At 43.2% G+C, this 17517-nt stretch carries 16 protein-coding genes and 1 riboswitch; of the genes, 8 read left to right on the forward strand and 8 right to left on the reverse strand.

Annotation, left to right across the window (positions count from 1 at the left end):
• Positions 1 to 48: 48 nt before the first annotated feature.
• Positions 49 to 795 carry a 3'-5' exonuclease gene (locus R7127_RS11325; RefSeq protein ID WP_017820938.1) on the reverse strand — a complete coding sequence of 249 codons (747 nt, stop codon included), beginning with the start codon at positions 793 to 795 and terminating at the stop codon, positions 49 to 51.
• Complete coding sequence (locus R7127_RS11330; protein ID WP_005377775.1) at positions 795 to 2675, reverse strand: DUF294 nucleotidyltransferase-like domain-containing protein; 1881 nt, start codon at positions 2673 to 2675, stop codon at positions 795 to 797. Before R7127_RS11330 ends, R7127_RS11325 begins: the two co-directional genes overlap by 1 nt.
• Positions 2676 to 3113: 438 nt before the next feature.
• On the opposite strand from R7127_RS11330, the gene proV reads away from it, so the two are divergent.
• From proV to R7127_RS11360, 6 genes are all read left to right on the forward strand, one after another.
• The gene (proV, locus tag R7127_RS11335; RefSeq protein WP_017633996.1) at positions 3114 to 4301 is read left to right on the forward strand and encodes a glycine betaine/L-proline ABC transporter ATP-binding protein ProV; all 1188 of its coding nucleotides are present in this window, start codon (positions 3114 to 3116) and stop codon (positions 4299 to 4301) included.
• 4 nt (positions 4302 to 4305) lie between these two features.
• Positions 4306 to 5391 carry a glycine betaine/L-proline ABC transporter permease ProW gene (proW, locus tag R7127_RS11340; RefSeq protein ID WP_005377778.1) on the forward strand — a complete coding sequence of 362 codons (1086 nt, stop codon included), beginning with the start codon at positions 4306 to 4308 and terminating at the stop codon, positions 5389 to 5391.
• Positions 5384 to 6391 carry a glycine betaine/L-proline ABC transporter substrate-binding protein ProX gene (proX, locus tag R7127_RS11345; RefSeq protein ID WP_005385703.1) on the forward strand — a complete coding sequence of 336 codons (1008 nt, stop codon included), beginning with the start codon at positions 5384 to 5386 and terminating at the stop codon, positions 6389 to 6391. Before proW ends, proX begins: the two co-directional genes overlap by 8 nt.
• Before the next feature lie 194 nt (positions 6392 to 6585).
• Positions 6586 to 8535 carry an LTA synthase family protein gene (locus tag R7127_RS11350; protein ID WP_064376932.1) on the forward strand — a complete coding sequence of 650 codons (1950 nt, stop codon included), beginning with the start codon at positions 6586 to 6588 and terminating at the stop codon, positions 8533 to 8535.
• Positions 8536 to 8681: 146 nt separating this feature from the next.
• Positions 8682 to 9047, forward strand: a complete 366-nt coding sequence (locus R7127_RS11355) for a VOC family protein (RefSeq protein WP_064376931.1) — start codon at positions 8682 to 8684, stop codon at positions 9045 to 9047.
• Positions 9048 to 9146: 99 nt separating this feature from the next.
• Positions 9147 to 9530, forward strand: coding sequence for a hypothetical protein (locus R7127_RS11360; RefSeq protein ID WP_005377782.1), 384 nt, complete (start codon positions 9147 to 9149; stop codon positions 9528 to 9530).
• A gap of 89 nt (positions 9531 to 9619) precedes the next feature.
• Here the strand turns inward: R7127_RS11360 and R7127_RS11365 are convergent, their stop codons facing one another.
• Together R7127_RS11365 and R7127_RS11370 are read right to left on the reverse strand one after the other, a co-directional pair.
• Positions 9620 to 10354 carry a chromosome partitioning protein ParA gene (locus R7127_RS11365; RefSeq protein ID WP_033905210.1) on the reverse strand — a complete coding sequence of 245 codons (735 nt, stop codon included), beginning with the start codon at positions 10352 to 10354 and terminating at the stop codon, positions 9620 to 9622.
• A 31-nt stretch (positions 10355 to 10385) separates the two neighbouring features.
• The gene (locus R7127_RS11370; RefSeq protein WP_005377784.1) at positions 10386 to 10544 is read right to left on the reverse strand and encodes a hypothetical protein; all 159 of its coding nucleotides are present in this window, start codon (positions 10542 to 10544) and stop codon (positions 10386 to 10388) included.
• Between the two features lie 527 nt (positions 10545 to 11071).
• Positions 11072 to 11171: riboswitch (glycine riboswitch) on the forward strand.
• 122 nt (positions 11172 to 11293) lie between these two features.
• On the opposite strand from R7127_RS11370, the gene R7127_RS11375 reads away from it, so the two are divergent.
• Positions 11294 to 12670: an alanine/glycine:cation symporter family protein gene (locus tag R7127_RS11375; protein ID WP_005377785.1), complete on the forward strand. Its 1377-nt coding sequence runs from the start codon at positions 11294 to 11296 to the stop codon at positions 12668 to 12670.
• A gap of 118 nt (positions 12671 to 12788) precedes the next feature.
• Here the strand turns inward: R7127_RS11375 and R7127_RS11380 are convergent, their stop codons facing one another.
• Both R7127_RS11380 and R7127_RS11385 read right to left on the reverse strand, forming a co-directional pair.
• Positions 12789 to 13355: a hypothetical protein gene (locus R7127_RS11380; protein ID WP_005385713.1), complete on the reverse strand. Its 567-nt coding sequence runs from the start codon at positions 13353 to 13355 to the stop codon at positions 12789 to 12791.
• The gene (locus R7127_RS11385; RefSeq protein WP_017820932.1) at positions 13355 to 13990 is read right to left on the reverse strand and encodes a LysE family translocator; all 636 of its coding nucleotides are present in this window, start codon (positions 13988 to 13990) and stop codon (positions 13355 to 13357) included. Before R7127_RS11385 ends, R7127_RS11380 begins: the two co-directional genes overlap by 1 nt.
• Positions 13991 to 14213: 223 nt before the next feature.
• Here R7127_RS11385 and R7127_RS11390 point away from each other — a divergent pair, with 223 nt between their 5' ends.
• A complete protein-coding gene (locus R7127_RS11390; RefSeq protein ID WP_033905209.1) occupies positions 14214 to 15686 on the forward strand; it encodes a carboxypeptidase M32 in 1473 nt (490 codons plus the stop codon).
• 70 nt (positions 15687 to 15756) lie between these two features.
• Here the strand turns inward: R7127_RS11390 and R7127_RS11395 are convergent, their stop codons facing one another.
• Both R7127_RS11395 and R7127_RS11400 read right to left on the reverse strand, forming a co-directional pair.
• Positions 15757 to 16707, reverse strand: coding sequence for an LpxL/LpxP family Kdo(2)-lipid IV(A) lauroyl/palmitoleoyl acyltransferase (locus tag R7127_RS11395; RefSeq protein WP_031778977.1), 951 nt, complete (start codon positions 16705 to 16707; stop codon positions 15757 to 15759).
• 420 nt (positions 16708 to 17127) lie between these two features.
• Complete coding sequence (locus R7127_RS11400; protein ID WP_169644527.1) at positions 17128 to 17463, reverse strand: DMT family transporter; 336 nt, start codon at positions 17461 to 17463, stop codon at positions 17128 to 17130.
• Positions 17464 to 17517 lie beyond the last annotated feature (54 nt).

Raw genomic sequence — 17517 nt, forward strand, 5'->3', positions numbered from 1 at the left:
AGCCCCCTATCTCTCATTGCATTTTATTGTTTTCACCATAAATAACGCCTATTGCCAAACCGAAGATATTGGCATGTTTCGATTAAAGTGATACTGCAGTTGTGCTTGAAACAGCTCCGCAGTTGCTAACGCATCCGTCAGGGCATGGTGAGGTTGATAAGCAGGGAGGCCATATCTTTCACGAGCGTGCCCTAATCGTACAGAACCGGGTTTCTTGCCTTTCAACTTATTGATAAAACCTCTGCATTCACGGCGTTGTATCGCATACTCAATATCTAACGTATCAACAACAGGAAACTGTATCCCCTCTCCGATGCTATTTAGCAAGGCGTTATTAAAGAACTGCCTTTCAATGTTCTTGTAGTGAACAAGTACCACTTTGCCTGACAACGCATCCAATATTTCACCCAAGATCTGAGACAGCTGCGGCGCGTTTTTAACCTCAGAGTCAGTGATACCGTGAATAATGACAGACTCGTGGTTTAACTCTCTGTTTGGGTTAACGACCCAATGAGCAGAACCATTACATTGAACACGATCAATAGTGAACGGCACAAGTCCGATCGTGAGAATGACATCCTCTTCCGAGTTCAATCCTGTTGTCTCAAAGTCTACCGAGACAAATGGCACTTGTTCAATTGGTGTTTCCCCATTAACCATCGGTGTCGAATAGTAGCGTTTGAGCCTCTCGTCTTTCGCTTCTTTAGCGAGTTGTTTGAACAACATTGACCACTCTGGCGTCTGGGATGTATCCAACAACGGCTGTTCTTTTTCTACTTTTTTTGAGAACCACATTATTTGCTACTTCTCTGGTATCGAAACTTAATGAAGTTCTGAGCGTTACTTAGAATTTGAAATGCTGCTTTTAAGTTTCGACGTTCAAATTCAGACATGTTCTCCGGCTCAATATTGTTGTCTGGCTCTTCTCCATTTTCTATATCAAGGGCTTGGTGACGAATTCGAACCATGTAGATTAGCTCCATCGCATCCCTTAAATCCAAACCTCGACCTTTCGGTAAAATGCCAGCATCATTAATGTCATCTAAACGGTCGAAAGAGTTTTGCGATCGCGAACCGATTGCCAGAGAATGCACCCGTATTAAATCGGCCAACGGAGCCGTCCCCCTTCGCTTCAAGTTAATCGAGTTGCGATGACGACCATCTTTCTCCATCACAAAGTCTTTGAAAAAGCCCAGTGGAGGCGTCCTACGTATTGCGTTATACGCCATACAAGCAAGAAAGCGGTTATTTCTTTTCGCTCGTCTCACAATAAAGCTGCTTAATTGCTCCGCCCATTTCACTCGCCCATGCACACCGAGGAGATCAAAAAAGATATTACTATTTAACAATCTCTCAGGGGTTGGATTGTCTATCCAGTTTCCAAAGCATTCTTCCCATTCTGCACGAGTTTTTCGCCATTCTGGGTTGGTAGCCATAATGTCTCCAGTACAATAAGCATAGCCGCATGCCGCTAAACCATCACAAACAAATTTAGCAAACTTTTCAAAGTACTCTCCGTGAATCTCAACGTCATAACTGTTATCGAGAATAAGGGCGTTATCTTGATCCGTTACAATTAGCTGCTCATCCCTCGCCATTGAACCCATTGCGACTAAACAATAAGGAATGGGCGCTGGGCCGAACTCTTGCTCAGCTAATTCAGCGAGGCGTTGTTTGAAACTACTGCCTATAACCGACATGGCTCGACCAATCATGTGCGCGTTGGCATCTTCATTGACCATTCTTACGAAACAGTCTTTTACTTGTTCAGAAACCTGCTTGAGATCCTCGACACTGGTTTGCTGAAAAATAGAGCTCACTAGCAATAGGCTGTTCTGAGATTCGTAACGAACGATGTCCGTCATGCCAATAATTCCTATCGGCTTTTTATCTTTTAAAATTGGTAAATGATGCACGTTGTAACGCAACATGGTTAACATGGCCTCAAACACATAGGCGTTATAATCCAATGAAACCACGTCATAACTCATGACCTCACTCACTGGAATATTGGTATCAATACCTTGAGCTAGTACGCGAATGCAAAGATCGCGATCAGTCAATATTCCAAGCAGCTGTTCATCATCTTCTTCTGTGAGCTCCTCTGTCGGGCGAATAATGAGCAGAGAGGTGACATTTTCCTCTGCCATTAGTATCGCAGCTTCCTGAATTGAAGCCGTTGCCTCCAGAGTTACTGGATCTCTTGCTAAGATTTTACGTGCCTTAGCGGTGGTAAAGTCATTGCTTTCGGAGCGGCTAGATATTGCGCTTCGCAAACGCGCGCTATCTTCCAGTTCCATGTAGTCCGCAAAGTTTTCAAACTCATCACAAAGTTCATTGAAGATGTTTTCCGGAATACAGTAAACGAGAGTGTCTTCTATCGCTTTGGCTGGCATACGTACGCGGTTGTTCATCAACAACCCCATCTGACCAAACAGTCCACCAGCATCAATCCTGTTGTAAAGTTCACCTTTACGTCGATAAATCTCTACCGCCCCACTTCTCACCATATACAAGTCGCGGATCGTATCTCCGAAGTTAAGAATTTTTGTTCCTTGCCGAAAGTATGCAACCTCGGCATTGAGAGCAATTTTTCTAAGCTGCTCTTCAGGTAGGTCATCAAAAGGTGGGTACTGGCTAATGAAATTGAGCACTTCTAACTGTTCGGCTTCCATTTTTTATTCCATACGTTGCCTAAACTACAGCGATAAATATCACCCTGAGTGAAATCAAGCAATAAATAAATCTAAGGATAACAGTACCTAACCGATTTCACAGGACCAAGCCTTAACCAAAAATTAGAGCTCTAACCTTTTTATATGTAGAGTTCTAAGCTATCACAGCTTATATCTATGCAAGCGAGTTGAGTTGAAATGTACAAAAAAATTCAAAATAAATTCAACCCTACGTCAGGGCAACGTTATGGCGGATAAAAACACATCACAAGCAATTGTTTTAAATATAAAAAATAAGAATTGAACATACCTTGCTCAACGAATTCTCTATGCACGGCAGAACTAGTTAACCAACCCCCTTTCGTTGAAAGTTGAACTAAAATTAATTAGAGTACAAATCGTTAAACAGTTATAAACACACGAAAAAGGACAGATAACATGGATCCCATACTGGAAGTTAAGGGACTGTATAAAGTGTTTGGAGAAGACCCAGAGAGAGCCTTCTCGCTTATCGACAAAGGCGTCGATAAAGACGGTATTTTTGAACAGACAGGTTTAACAGTCGGCGTAAACGATGTATCTCTCACCATAAATGAAGGGGAAATTTTCGTAATCATGGGCCTTTCTGGCTCCGGGAAATCCACCCTTGTTCGACTTCTTAACCGGCTCATTGAGCCGACTAAAGGTAGTGTTTATCTCAAAGGAAGAGATATCGCCCACATCTCCGAAAATGAACTTCGAGAAGTTCGTCGTAACAATATCTCAATGGTGTTTCAAAGTTTCGCACTCATGCCACACATGACGGTGATTGAAAATGCCGCCTTTGGTTTAGAACTTGCCGGCATCGACGTTAATGAGCGTCAGAAAAGTGCCCTTTCCGCCTTAGAAAGAGTGGGTTTAGACCCTTATGCAGAATCTTTCCCTGACGAATTATCCGGTGGTATGAAACAGCGCGTTGGTTTAGCGAGAGCGTTAGCCTGTGACCCTGACATCCTATTAATGGACGAGGCGTTTTCCGCTTTAGACCCATTGATCCGTTCTGAGATGCAAGATGAGCTTATTCGTCTACAGAACGATGACAAACGCACAATTGTCTTCATTTCTCATGATTTGGATGAAGCAATGCGCATTGGCGACCGTATCGCCATCATGCAAAACGGTGAGGTTGTTCAGGTTGGTACACCTGATGAAATATTACACAGTCCAGCAAATGATTATGTCGAAGCCTTTTTCCGCGGCGTAAACATCGCAAGTGTCTTGACAGCAAAAGATATCGCGCGCAAGAAGCCAGCGGCTGTTTTTAAGAAATCGGAAAATGACGGTCCAGGCTCTGCGATGCAGATTCTGATGGATCACGACCGTGATTACGGTATTGTCGTCGATAAATCTAGCCGATATTCCGGCATCGTATCTCTTGATTCACTACGTTTGGCTCATAAAGAAAACCGTTCGTTAGCCAGTGCTCAATTACCGGATGAAGTTACTCTTCAGCCTGATCAGTCAATTAATGACATTTTGGGTCTGGTTGCTGGTGTTCCTTATGCCGTGCCTGTCGTAGATGAGCAAGGAACTTACTTTGGTGTCGTGACTAAATCACGTCTTCTACAAACACTAGATAAGGATTAACACGATGTCTTCAGAGCAAACTAACAATGATCCCTGGTCAAATACTGCTCCTGCGCAAGATGATCCTTGGTCGCAAGGTACAGAGGCCGCGCCAAGTAATGATTGGCTCAACTCAGAAACTGTAGAGCAAGCACCATTCGATATTATGAACCCATTCCAAGATGCAGTTTTACCCCTCGATAGCTGGGTAGAGTCCGGTTTGAACTGGCTGGTGGAACATGGTCGACCTGTTTTCCAAGCAATACGAGTTCCAATCGACTTTATTCTAACGTCGTTTGAAACTGCTTTGGTGTCTACACCTGCGCCTATAATGGTACTCATTTTATTTTTGCTAGCGTGGCAGTTTTCCAATGTAAAACTTGGTTTTTCTACTCTTGTATCCCTTGTTTTCATCGGCCTAATTGGTGCGTGGTCACAAGCGATGACAACGCTAGCACTGGTGTTAACCGCCGTTTTCTTCTGTTTGCTTATAGGGCTACCAATGGGGATATGGTTGGCAAGGAGCCAAACCGCTGCCAAATTTGTTAGGCCAATATTAGATGCAATGCAAACGACTCCCGCGTTCGTTTACCTTGTACCAATTGTTATGTTGTTTGGTATTGGTAACGTTCCTGGCGTAGTAGTAACGATCATTTTCGCCCTGCCTCCCGTTGTGCGCCTGACTATTTTGGGTATTCAGCAAGTACCTGAAGAGCTTATCGAAGCTGGCCACTCTTTCGGGGCAAACAAAAAACAGATGCTTTATCGCATCCAGTTACCGTTGGCGTTACCAACTATCATGGCAGGTGTAAACCAAACCTTAATGCTGTCACTTTCTATGGTAGTGATTGCTTCAATGATTGCTGTTGGCGGCTTAGGCCAAATGGTACTTCGTGGTATTGGCCGACTTGATATGGGTCTTGCTGCCGTTGGTGGCTTAGGCATCGTTATTCTTGCGATTTTGTTAGACCGTATCACCCAGGTGTTAGGGGTTAATGCGGGCAACACTAAACTTCGCTGGTATCACACAGGTCCTGTTTCATACCTATTAAAACTGAAAACAAAGACGAACCAAGACGATCTAAAACTTAGGAGAAACATCAATGAATAATTCATGGAAGAAAGCGCTCTCTGTTGGAGCTCTAAGTACTATCGCATTTTCAACTTATGGTGTGGCAAGTGAACTACCGGGTGAAGGTGTCACTGTTCAGCCTGTTCAATCAACCGTTGCAGAAGAAACATTTCAAACGTTGATCGTAAACCGCGCACTTGAAGAGCTTGGTTACGATGTTAAACCGACCAAAGAAGTGGACTACAACGTAGGCTACACCTCTATTGCTAAAGGTGATGCTACTTTCTTAGCGGTTGGTTGGTTCCCTCTTCACGCCGATAAGTACACGATGTCTGGCGGTGATGATAAGTTCTTCCGTAAAGGCCAATACGTAAGTGGTGCTGCGCAAGGTTATTTGATCGATAAGAAAACCGCGGAAAAATATAACATCACTAACATTGGTCAGTTAAAAGATCCAAAATTGGCGAAGCTATTCGATGCAAACGGCGATGGCAAAGCGGACTTAACTGGTTGTAACCCAGGTTGGGGTTGTGAAATGGTTGTTGAGCATCAGTTGGATGCTTTCAAACTTCGTGACACAGTAACACACAACCAAGGTAACTACGCGGCGATTATCGCTGATACGATCTCACGTTACAAAAAAGGCGATCCGATTCTTTACTACACTTGGACACCGTACTGGGTAAGTGGCGTTTTAGTTCCAGGGAAAGATGTTGTGTGGTTAGAAGTGCCATTCTCTTCACTTCCTGGTGAGCGTAAGGACATTGATACGACACTAGAGAACGGTAAGAACTACGGCTTCGAGATGAACTCTATGCGTATCGTTGCCAATAAAGAGTTTACAGAAAACAACCCTGCTGCTGCAAAGCTGTTTGAAATCATCAAACTAAATATCAATGATGTTAGTGCTCAGAATATGATGATGAGCCAAGGTAAGAACAGCTCAGCGGACATCGAGTCTCATGTAAATGGCTGGATCAAAGCGAACCAGAAAAAGTTCGACGCATGGGTCGAAGAAGCGAAGAAAGCCGCAATGTAATCATGCCTTTATCAACCTCTAGAGCCAGTTGGTGTTATCAACTGGCTCTTTTTTTACACAAACGCCCCTCCCCCTTACATAGACATACCAACACTTACACTACTCGACCATAAACCCACATTATAATTCACGTTTATTTCACGCTTGCTTTGCTAAAAACAACACAACATAACAATTAAACTATTCGAATAAATATGAAAAACTTATCAAAGAGCTCTGTGTGGGGGCCTTTGCAGCCAATTGCTGCCTTTTCTTTGTTTTCGCTTCTATTTCTGTCTATCTCAAGAGTTTTGCTAGCTTTTTGGCAGATTGACCGTATTGACTCTCTAAACGACTTAATTTACATCCTAGGTCAAGGTTTGCGCGTAGATATTGCAACGCTTTGCTGGTTATTTATTCTTCCAGCACTGTTATCAACCTTCATGCCATTAACCGGTAAGATGGGAGAGTGTTGGAAGCGAATATTACGCATATGGATGGTTTTAGGGCTTTGGGTGCTTGTATACATGGAGCTAGCAACAGCGCCATTCATTCAGGAATACGACCTACGTCCAAACCGCCTGTTTGTGGAATACTTAATCTACCCAAAAGAAGTCATGAGTATGCTCTGGACTGGCTACAAATTAGAACTGTTTATTGGTGCGTTAGGTACAGTTTTAACCATCACTTTAGGTTGGAAGTGGAGCAAGAAACTGACCGATAAGGCGCAGCAGGTCAACTGGAAATGGCGACCACTATTGGCACTTTTCGTTGTTCTTTTTGGGGTTGCAGGTGCTCGCTCATCTTTAGGGCACCGCCCGCTAAATCCTGCTATGGTCGCCTTTTCTAACGATCCACTGCTTAACGACTTAGCACTGAACTCATCTTACTCATTGTTGTTTGCGGTTAATAGCATGAAGTCAGAAAAGAGCGCGGAGCAGTTCTACGGAAAAATGGACACTCAAAAGATGTTGGAATTAGTTCGCACTTCATCAACAAAGTCCGACTTCACCCCTTCATTACTCCCAACCATGAACAGTAACCCCGCGACTTACCAGGGTAAACATAAAAACTTAGTGATTTTGCTACAAGAAAGCTTAGGCGCCCAATTTGTCGGTGCTTTGGGTGGTTTGCCTCTAACACCAAACCTTGATGAACTCATGAAGGAAGGTTGGCAGTTCACACAAATGTACGCCACTGGTACTCGTTCTGTTCGTGGAATTGAAGCCGTAACCACGGGCTTTCCTCCATCTCCGTCTCGCGCGGTAGTGAAGCTGAGTAAAAGCCAAACGGGTTTCTTTACCATCGCGGACTTACTGAAAGCTCAAGGCTATCACACGCAATTTATTTACGGCGGTGAAGCCAACTTTGACAACATGAAAACTTTCTTCTTTGGTAACGGTTTTGATCAAATAGTAGAAGAAGACGATTATAACAACCCAAGCTTTGTTGGCTCTTGGGGTGTTAGTGATGAAGATCTATATAACAAAGCAAACGAAGAGTTTGAACGCCTTTCAAAAAGCGACAAACCTTTTTTTAGCTTAGTTTTTACGTCAAGTAATCATAGCCCTTATGAGTATCCAAAAGGCAAAATTGAGCCATACGATTCAGAATATATGACGCGTAAGAACGCCGTTAAATATTCCGATTACGCTTTGGGTACTTTCTTTGAAAAGGCGAAAAAGTCATCTTATTGGGATGATACCATTTTCATTGTAATTGCAGATCATGATGCACGTGTTTCTGGCGCTAACCTTGTTCCAGTTAAGCACTTTCACATTCCAGCATTGATCCTTGGTAAAGGCATTCAACCACGTAAAGATGACCGCATAGCAAACAACATAGACATGCCGCCTACACTGTTATCTCTGATTGGGGTAGATGCTAAAACACCGATGATTGGTCGTGATTTAACGAAGCCACTAGCTCGCGAAGATGAACGCGCAATGATGCAATACGACAAAAACTTTGGTTATTTAACGCGCGACAATCTCGTTGTGCTTTCCCCTGGTGAAAAGGTATCGACCCTGGCGTACGACTTTAAAGACCAAACCATGGAGCCGCTAGAGGTGGACGAGTCTATTGTCGAGCGTGCAAAAGCAAACGCATTATTTGCATCTAAAGCGTATCAAAACAACTGGTATTCTTCCAAACACACTCATTAACACCAATGATTCCGCTGATAAAAAGGAGCTAAACGGCTCCTTTTTCTTATTCTGTCACTTACCTTCGAGAATGTTCTACTGACAACTCCTGTCGTTCCTTTCCGTTAGATTGCCCCTACTATTTCTAATTGATTAAGGAACAAACCATGCTGACTATCAATTCATTCGTTCTCTACGTTGAGGACATCCACATAAGCCAAGTTTTTTATTCGAAACTGTTCGAACGCAAAGTCACGCAGTTGTCTCCAACCTTCGCCGCTATTCCACTGACCGAAGGCTTAACGTTGACACTCAAGCAAAGAGATAATCTTTCACCCTACAGCGGAATTAGAGGTGGTGGCACCGAGTTGCCTTTATCGGTGCCCAATAGTCATATGCTAGAGCGCATTTACAAGCGCTGGAAAGACCTAGGTGTTGAGTTTGTTCAACCACCAGCGACATCAGTGTATGGGTTAAATTTTATGGCTATCGATCCAGATAAGCATCGCATTCGTGTTTTCATAAATGAATAAAAATGCGTTAAAAATGCTTTTTACCCATTCCCAATGTGACTTCAATAAATTAGACTCAAGGAAATATCAAAAGCGGCGTAGTAATAAGAAGGAATGCCCATGAGCTCAAGTATGATCCTTAGCGAATCCCTAATCGAGAGCGGAAGAGATATCCCCCTCAAAGAACTGCTTTATGCAAAGCGCGTGCTGGATAACTACATGGCAGTAGCCAAAGAAAGTAGCCCGCTTGAGCTATTAACTGAGATGAAATCGGCAGCAAAGCAAGTAGAATACTTTACAACGACGAGTAACCCGTGTGAGGCTCGTAATGTCATCAGTCAGATGATTGATAAAATCGACACCGCGGAATCTTTTGCTTCGTTCAAAGCATTAGCAGGTAAGCCATCTCAAGCACTCAATGAACTAATTGAAGATCGAGCTCAGCTGATTAAACACGAACGAGAGCTCCTGCTCGCCTCAGGCTATGACGCCTCACGAATCTAATATACGCGACAGGCTAAAAGTCATAGCTAACAACGAAAAAGGAGCTCTTAAAGAGCTCCTTTTGCTTTTCAAAACCGGATACAAAAGACTTAAAGGCCGATATCTTCCGTTATTGCTTTGATTTGTTTGAGGTCCATTTTATAGACTTCAATCATTTGATCGACCTGACTTAGTCGTGAATTAGCTTCATCATGTTTATCACACGCGTCCGACTTCACGTCCCAAGATTTGCCTTCTAAAAATACGTCACACTCTTTCTTGAGTTTCTCAATCTTAGGTAATAATTTCGACCGTTCTTTCTCGAGAGACTCTAATTCTTGCGAAATTTTCAGCTCTTTCTGGAATACTTCGCGGGACCGCTCAAACATAGTCGCTTGCATATCCGCTTGACGACTCAACTTCTCATTTTCTGACTTCGTCGTGTTGATCTTATCTGCCTGCTGCTTCAATTGAGACTCTAGTGACAAGTTGACCTTCTCGACCTCAGTCAATTGCTTTTGCAACTTCTTAAGTGCTTTCTGGTGCGCTTCGTCTTTCGCGGCAAGTAACTCACTAACTTGGTTTTGTATTTCTTGGTCAAGCGCCTCTTCACGCACTTTTACTTGAGATTCCAACTGGGTTTTATCTTGCGTTAGTGCTTGATACTTTTCTTCTAATACGTGGTAAGTCGATTCCCACTTGTTCGCAGTGACAACCGATCCAACAAGGCCACCAAATGCCAAGCCTAACACCGCAGCGATTGCGATATAGATATGCGTACGTTTGTCACGCTCTTCAATGACAACTACGTCGTCTTGCTCTTCCATTTTGTTCTGAGAACTCACCGTATACTACTCCAAGGACTCTTTTACTTTGCTAGCGGATCAATTCCGCAAACATAATTGATGCTGTATAAATCAGAAATGCGCCAATTAATGTTATAACGGTCGCTTTTTGGACTTTTTCATTGGTTCGATAACGAAACAGCACAAATGCTACTGCAATCAACACCGCAATGGCTAATAATCTGGTCATACCGCCTCCTTGTCCACTCATGAAAAACTGCCTAGGTCCGTAGACTGTTTCACAAAGATTCATTGTAACCCATTTATACGTACCATAAGGTCAACTTAGCGTAGATTTTAAAATAAGTGCTCCGATTTTAATCAATTTTGTGTCCTTAATTGAATAACTTATGTCGTAACGATCGAAACACATTTATCGTTCTGAAGTGTTTTTGGGTTCCATTCCCTAACCCAATAAATTTTATTTATGCCGTGACTCGCACAAAAAGATTGGCAAACATACCTTCATGAAAATAGATAAGGTTATTTCATTGAAAATAAATTGACATAGGGTGTTGAAATGGACCAAAAACATGATAGAGTTCACACGTTAATGATGACCAGCATCATTAACTAACCTTTACTCATTTAATTGAGTAATTGTTCCGATGAAGACTGCAGGAGAGTGGTTATTAATCAAATTTTAACATTTGATTAGCATAACTCGCCGAAGAATTAACTATTTCAGGTGCTACCTAGGTAGCGGGGACTGTAGTTGGAGGAACCTCTGGAGAGAACCGTTAAATCGGTCGCCGAAGGAGCAAGTCTTGCACTCACGCAAGGTGAAACTCTCAGGCAAAAGGACAGAGGAGTGGAAAGTTACAACCTAACTATTTTGCTTGGCCTTCCCGCCTACAGCCAATAGCTTAGTTCTTTTAGAGATCGTTGATCTCGTCCTTTCCCTCTTCTCCTTATTAGTTGTTTTATTAAGGGGAAATCATGAACAACCTACAATCTTTACTACAAACCATCGATAATTTTGTCTGGGGTCCACCGCTGCTTATTTTGCTAGTGGGTACAGGTGTTTACTTCACTTTTAGCCTTGGCTTGATCCAGTTTAAACACCTCCCAACAGCGCTAGCGATGGTATTCAGTAAAGATAAGTCATCTAATACTCAAGGTGACGTTTCTAGCTTTGCAGCTCTTTGTACTGCACTCTCAGCAACAATTGGTACTGGTAACATTGTTGGTGTTGCCACAGCAATCAAACTCGGTGGACCAGGCGCTCTATTCTGGATGTGGCTCGCTGCCCTTTTCGGAATGGCGACTAAATACGCCGAATGTTTGTTGGCGGTTAAGTACCGAAGAGTCGATGATAAAGGCCAAATGATTGGTGGCCCAATGTATTACTTGCAATACGGTGTTGGCTCAAAAGCTCTCGCGATCATGTTTGCAGTGTTTGCTTTAGGTGTTGCTTGTTTTGGTATCGGTACGTTTCCACAAGTAAACGCGATTCTGGATGCAAGTGAGATATCTCTTGGTGTTAACCGTGAGCTATCTGCCTTTGTACTAACTCTTTTGGTTGCTTTCGTAACTTTGGGTGGCATCAAATCCATTGCTAACGTTGCAGGAAAAGTGGTTCCTACCATGGCTGTATTTTATGTGTTGGCGTGTTTAAGCGTGATCATCATGAATGCAGACCAATTGTTCAATGCCGTTGAATTAGTGCTGGTTTCAGCCTTTACATCAACAGCAGCGACTGGTGGTTTTCTAGGTGCAAGCATCATGTTGGCAATCCAATCAGGTATCGCTCGCGGTGTGTTCTCAAATGAATCAGGTTTGGGTAGCGCGCCTATGGCAGCAGCAGCAGCGAAGACAGACTCTTGTGTTAAACAAGGCCTAATTTCAATGACGGGTACCTTTTTCGATACCATCATTATTTGTACCATGACAGGCCTTGCTCTAATCCTGACCGGTGCATGGCAAAGTGACCTAGCAGGCGCCGCGATGACGACTCATGCTTTTGCGGTGGGTTTAAATGCAGATACATTTGGCCCTATGCTCGTCTCAATCGGTTTGATGTTCTTCGCTTTTACCACCATTCTTGGTTGGAACTACTACGGTGAGCGTTGCGTTGTGTTCCTGTTCGGAACTAAAGCTGTGCTTCCATACAAACTGATTTTCGTTGGCTTGGTGGCATCTGGTGCATTCCTTCACCTCGATATGATTTGGCTACTGGCTGATATCGTAAACGGTCTGATGGCAATTCCTAACCTGATTGGTTTGATCGCACTGCGTCACGTCGTACTGGCAGAAACCAAACTGTTCTTTAGCTCAACATCGCAATCAGGTGAAGTTGAAGCAGTGAAAGCTTAGTGAAATGACAGCTGTTCGGTCACAAACTACCAGTAACGGAGAGCAAAGCACATTAGAAATGGTAAAAACATAAAGCCCGCTATTATTTAGCGGGCTTTATTTATCTTCGGTTAAATGGTTAATCTCTCAACCATTGATGCTCAACGTTTTCTCCACGTTCTTCAAAAAACTTCGCATTTTTTTGCTTGAATTGATCCGCTTTCAACTCTGATAGCGGCCAGTCTAAAAATGCTTCTGTTACAAACGAGTCGCCGACACCAACCTCAATCGATTCCAGATGTTTCCCGATGTAGCGATAAAAGTAGCCTTGCCCAAACGCATCGCACACCATAGGTACATGCCTGACACGTTGATGATTGACAGAGACCGAAGCCCAAGTCGTCGTTTTAGGTTCACAGGTTTGCTCTTTTACAACGTCGACCTCAAATTTATTGTCCATAGTTGTCGAAACAAAAACGACAATAGCGTCATGCAAATACACACGCCTGAGCAATAACTGTTTAGTGTCTTGAGTTCGCGTTTGTTGTATTCCATTAGCAAAAGGCTCGAAGTAGCCCCAGTGCCAAGACCAGATCATGCCGCGTTGCGCAAACTGTACTTGTGGCCACGTATGCCAAGCAACAGCGGCACCTATCCCCACAATAAATACAGCGAGTAGTATCAACAATCGATAAATATTACGCATTAAACGGGTTTTTCAATTAATAACTTCACACCAAGTGCGACTAATACTGCGCCCGTCGCGCCTTCCATCCACTTCATAAAGCTTGCATTCTTTAGTAGATTTTTAGCCGAGTTAAGCGCGCCAGCTAAACCACACTGCCAAACCATCGCAATAGCAAAGTGTACAGATGCCATCATCATTGATTGAAGCAAGGGTGAACCTTCTGGATTCACAAACTGTGGCAAGAAAGCCAAATAGAAGACCGCCGTTTTCGGGTTCAAGACGTTAGAAAGAAAGCCCTCTCTAAAAGAGCGCTTACCATTAAACACTTCGTGAATCTGCTCGGTCACGGTCAATCCATCTTTCGACGACATTAGCGCTTTTAAACTGCTCAAACCAAGCCAGATAAGATAAGCTGCGCCAATCATTTTTACGATTTGGAACAACTCTGCTGATTGCGCAAGAATCGCCGAGATACCAACCGCAGAAAAAAAAGCATGTACGAATAAGCCAAAGCAAATCCCTAGACTGGTTGTACATCCATCTTTTAGGCCCGATCGGCTAGTGTTACGGATAACAAGTGCAGTATCTAAACCTGGCGTTAACGTTAAAATCGTAATGGCAATAATAAATGCCTCGAAATTCAAAATATCCATATTATCGTGATAATTAATTGTCAATCCTTCATCAATACCGCCAATCCACAAGATTCGCAAGCTTCTTTTTTAAGAGAGCTATACAACTGGGTGAGTTTATGGACAATGGGTTGGAGTTAATTGTTAATTATTAGTAAATTAACGCAGGTTGCTTAGTGCAACACCATATGAAGGACCCGTTATCGGGTGTTTAGGGAAAGAACAAAAGAATAAGAGTAGTCACATGAACGCATTTACAAAACTCGTTGAACATTCCAAAAAAGTGGCAAATTTTGAGCATCTATCTGCCATCATAGATTGGGATCAAGCAGCGGTCATGCCACCTGGTGGCGCTGAAGCACGCTCGAATGCCACGGCAGAGCTCGATGTACATATCCATTCTTTAATGACTCAACCGCACTTGGGAGAGCTTTTCGCTCAGGCAGAAGAAGAGACGCTGTCTACAAAAGAAAAATCTATCCTAAGAGAAATGAAGCGTGGGTGGCAGCAAGCTAACTTACTACCAGAATCATTAGTTCAAGCTCAATCTCTTGCTGGCTCCAAATGTGAACATGCATGGCGTACACAGCGTGGAGAAAACGACTGGGCTGGTTTTGAAAAGAACTGGGCTGAAGTCGTAAAGCTATCGCAGGAAGAAGCGCAAATTAGAGCCGAAGCAAATGGCACGACTCCTTATGATGCCATGCTCGATGTTTATGAGCCTGGCACAACGTCTGCGTCGTTAGACATTCTTTTTGCTGACGTGAAAACCTGGCTTCCTACTTTGATCGATGAAGCGCTTGAAAAACAACAATCAGACAACATCTTATTGCCAACTGCGCACTACCCTACGGAAAAGCAAAAAGCGCTCGGTTTGGAAGTCATGAAGCTACTTCAATTCGATTTTGAACACGGTCGACTTGATGAGAGTACCCACCCATTTTGTGGCGGTGTACCGACAGATGTGCGTATTACGACACGTTATAATGAAAACGAGTTTGTCCAATCATTGATGGGGATTGTCCACGAAACCGGCCATGCTCGATACGAGCAAGGGCTACCAAAAGATTTATCAGGAACACCCGCGGGAGAAGCTCGCTCTATGGGTATTCATGAATCACAATCACTCTTCTTTGAAATGCAAATAGGACGAAGCAGCGCGTTTATCGATCACCTCGCTCGACTGGCTTCTAACCATTTTTCTGGTAGTGAATTCGAAAAAGACAATTTAGCCAAAATTTACACTCGCGTAGAAAAAGGCTTTATTCGCGTAGATGCTGACGAACTAACATATCCTGCTCACGTTATTCTTCGATATGAAATTGAGCGAGATCTCATGAACGGCGTCATCAAACATACAGATGTACCAGAACTCTGGAACGAAAAGATGAAAGCGTACTTGGGGCTATCAACCGAAGGAAACTTCAAAAATGGCTGTATGCAAGATATCCATTGGACAGACGGAAGTTTTGGCTATTTCCCGTCCTACACGCTCGGTGCGATGTACGCTGCACAATTTATGGCAGCAATGAAACAAACCGTCGATGTAGATGCGGTTATTCGTTCTGGCGACTTAGCTCCGATATTCAATTGGCTCTCGGAAAACATCTGGAGTAAAGGTAGCTTATTCACCACTGATGAATTGGTAAAACAAGCCACGGGTGAAACACTGAATGCTAAACACTTTCAAGCTCACCTAAAAGATCGCTACTTATAAAGCGAAAAGAATAGAAAGTAAAAGCCCAAGGTTCGTATGTTCCTTGGGCTTTTTGTAGGCTCTCTATGTGTTATGCCAAGCTAGGGATGAGCCTAGGCTTGTACAAACAGTCCTCACCCTCTGGTCTAGTTTTAAACCGACGATGAAGCCACATATACTGGCTCGGACTTGCCATGATTGATGTTTCAACTATTTGATTCACGAATGCGGCGGCACGTTGATGATCCTCTTTCGGGAAACCGTCGACGGGCGCACTAATGGTTAGGGTATAGTGTCCGTCTTTTCCTCTTACCATCGTAAAAGGCACAATGGCGCAATCTGTAGAATCAACCAACAAACTTGTACCTGTCGTAGTACAAGCATTTTTAACGGCAAATAACGGTGCAAATGTCGAGCGTCGGTTACCATAATCGTGGTCCGGTGCATACCAAACCCGCTCACCCGTTTTAAGTGATTCAAGCATGGCTTTGACGTTTTTACGATCAATCAGTGTACGATTAGAGCGAGAGCGTCCCTTATACTGAAAATAATCAAAGCACGGATTATTGTTTGGGCGATAAACACCGGTTCCAGACTTTTTAATGCCAAAAGCTCGAGCACCTAACTCTAGATTCATTGAGTGTACGGCCAACATTAATGCACCTTTGCCTGACTTCTCTAAAGCCTCTAGATGCTCCATGCCTTTTATCGTGACGTGTTTGTTTACCCGTTTATCTGACCAAAACCATGCCATTGCGGTCTCAAAAAGTGCGATGCCAGTATTGTCGATGTTGTCTTTTAGAATTGCTTCGCGTTGGCATTCTTCCATATGAGGGAAGCAAAGCTCAAGATTGCGTCTGATAGTAACTTGACGTTTTCTCATGATTCGCATAGCTAAACGACCAATGTTGCGTCCCAAAGCTAGTTGAACTTTAAAAGGAAGGAGGCTAAGTAAGTACATCACGCTAATGATAATTAACGTTCCCCAGTAACGAGGCAAAAGAAATTCGGCCTTGAATGCAGGCTTTTTGTATTTGTTCATGTAAGTATTGTCAGATGTGCCCATCTATAAGTGATAAAAACAATGATAATGGACTGCACTTTTATCATTGATAACGCTAATAACATAAATTAAAGCGCGCGGATTCTATGGTTCTTCGACACACTACACAATAAGAACTTTGCAGAAATATGTAGGGAATGAAAAAGCAGTAAAGATGAGTCGCCACGTTAACATCTATCGGAGTGATTTATCTACTGCCCTTTCCTAAAGTTTGAAGAAACATAACTTTGTATTTTCAATGCGCTAAATAATGCCTATTGTTCAATCACATAATGCGACCGTGATGAATGCAACAATAAGACATCATATCAATACTCGCCATTAGCGATTGAATTTGTACTAAAAAGCCGCAGCAATTTCTCGCTGCGGCTTCTTATTCACTTAACAAGTAGAGTGGCGTTATTCGTACCCTACTGTTTTGGATAATAAATTTACGATCAACACACCAGCGATGATAAACCCAATACCAACTAGGGCTGGTAAGTCTAGCCGCTGTCCGTAAACAAAGTAACCAACCGTCGCAACCAAAACGATCCCAGCACCACTCCATATGGCATAAACAACCCCGACAGGCATTGTTTGCACTGTGACGGAAAGCAAGAAGAAAGCGATGCCGTAACCAATCAAAACGACTGTGCTCGGCATTACTTTCGTAAATTGCTCTGTTTTGGGAATATAAGAAGTGGCAATCACTTCACATACAATCGCTATCGACAGCGCCAACATTGGTGGCATAGAGACAAGCATTTTGAACATAAGGCATTAACGCTCAACAGAAATGTAACCGAC

The sequence above is a fragment of the Vibrio sp. 1159 genome (genome assembly GCF_033340395.1).
In the GTDB taxonomy this organism is placed as follows: Bacteria; Pseudomonadota; Gammaproteobacteria; order Enterobacterales; family Vibrionaceae; genus Vibrio; species Vibrio alginolyticus.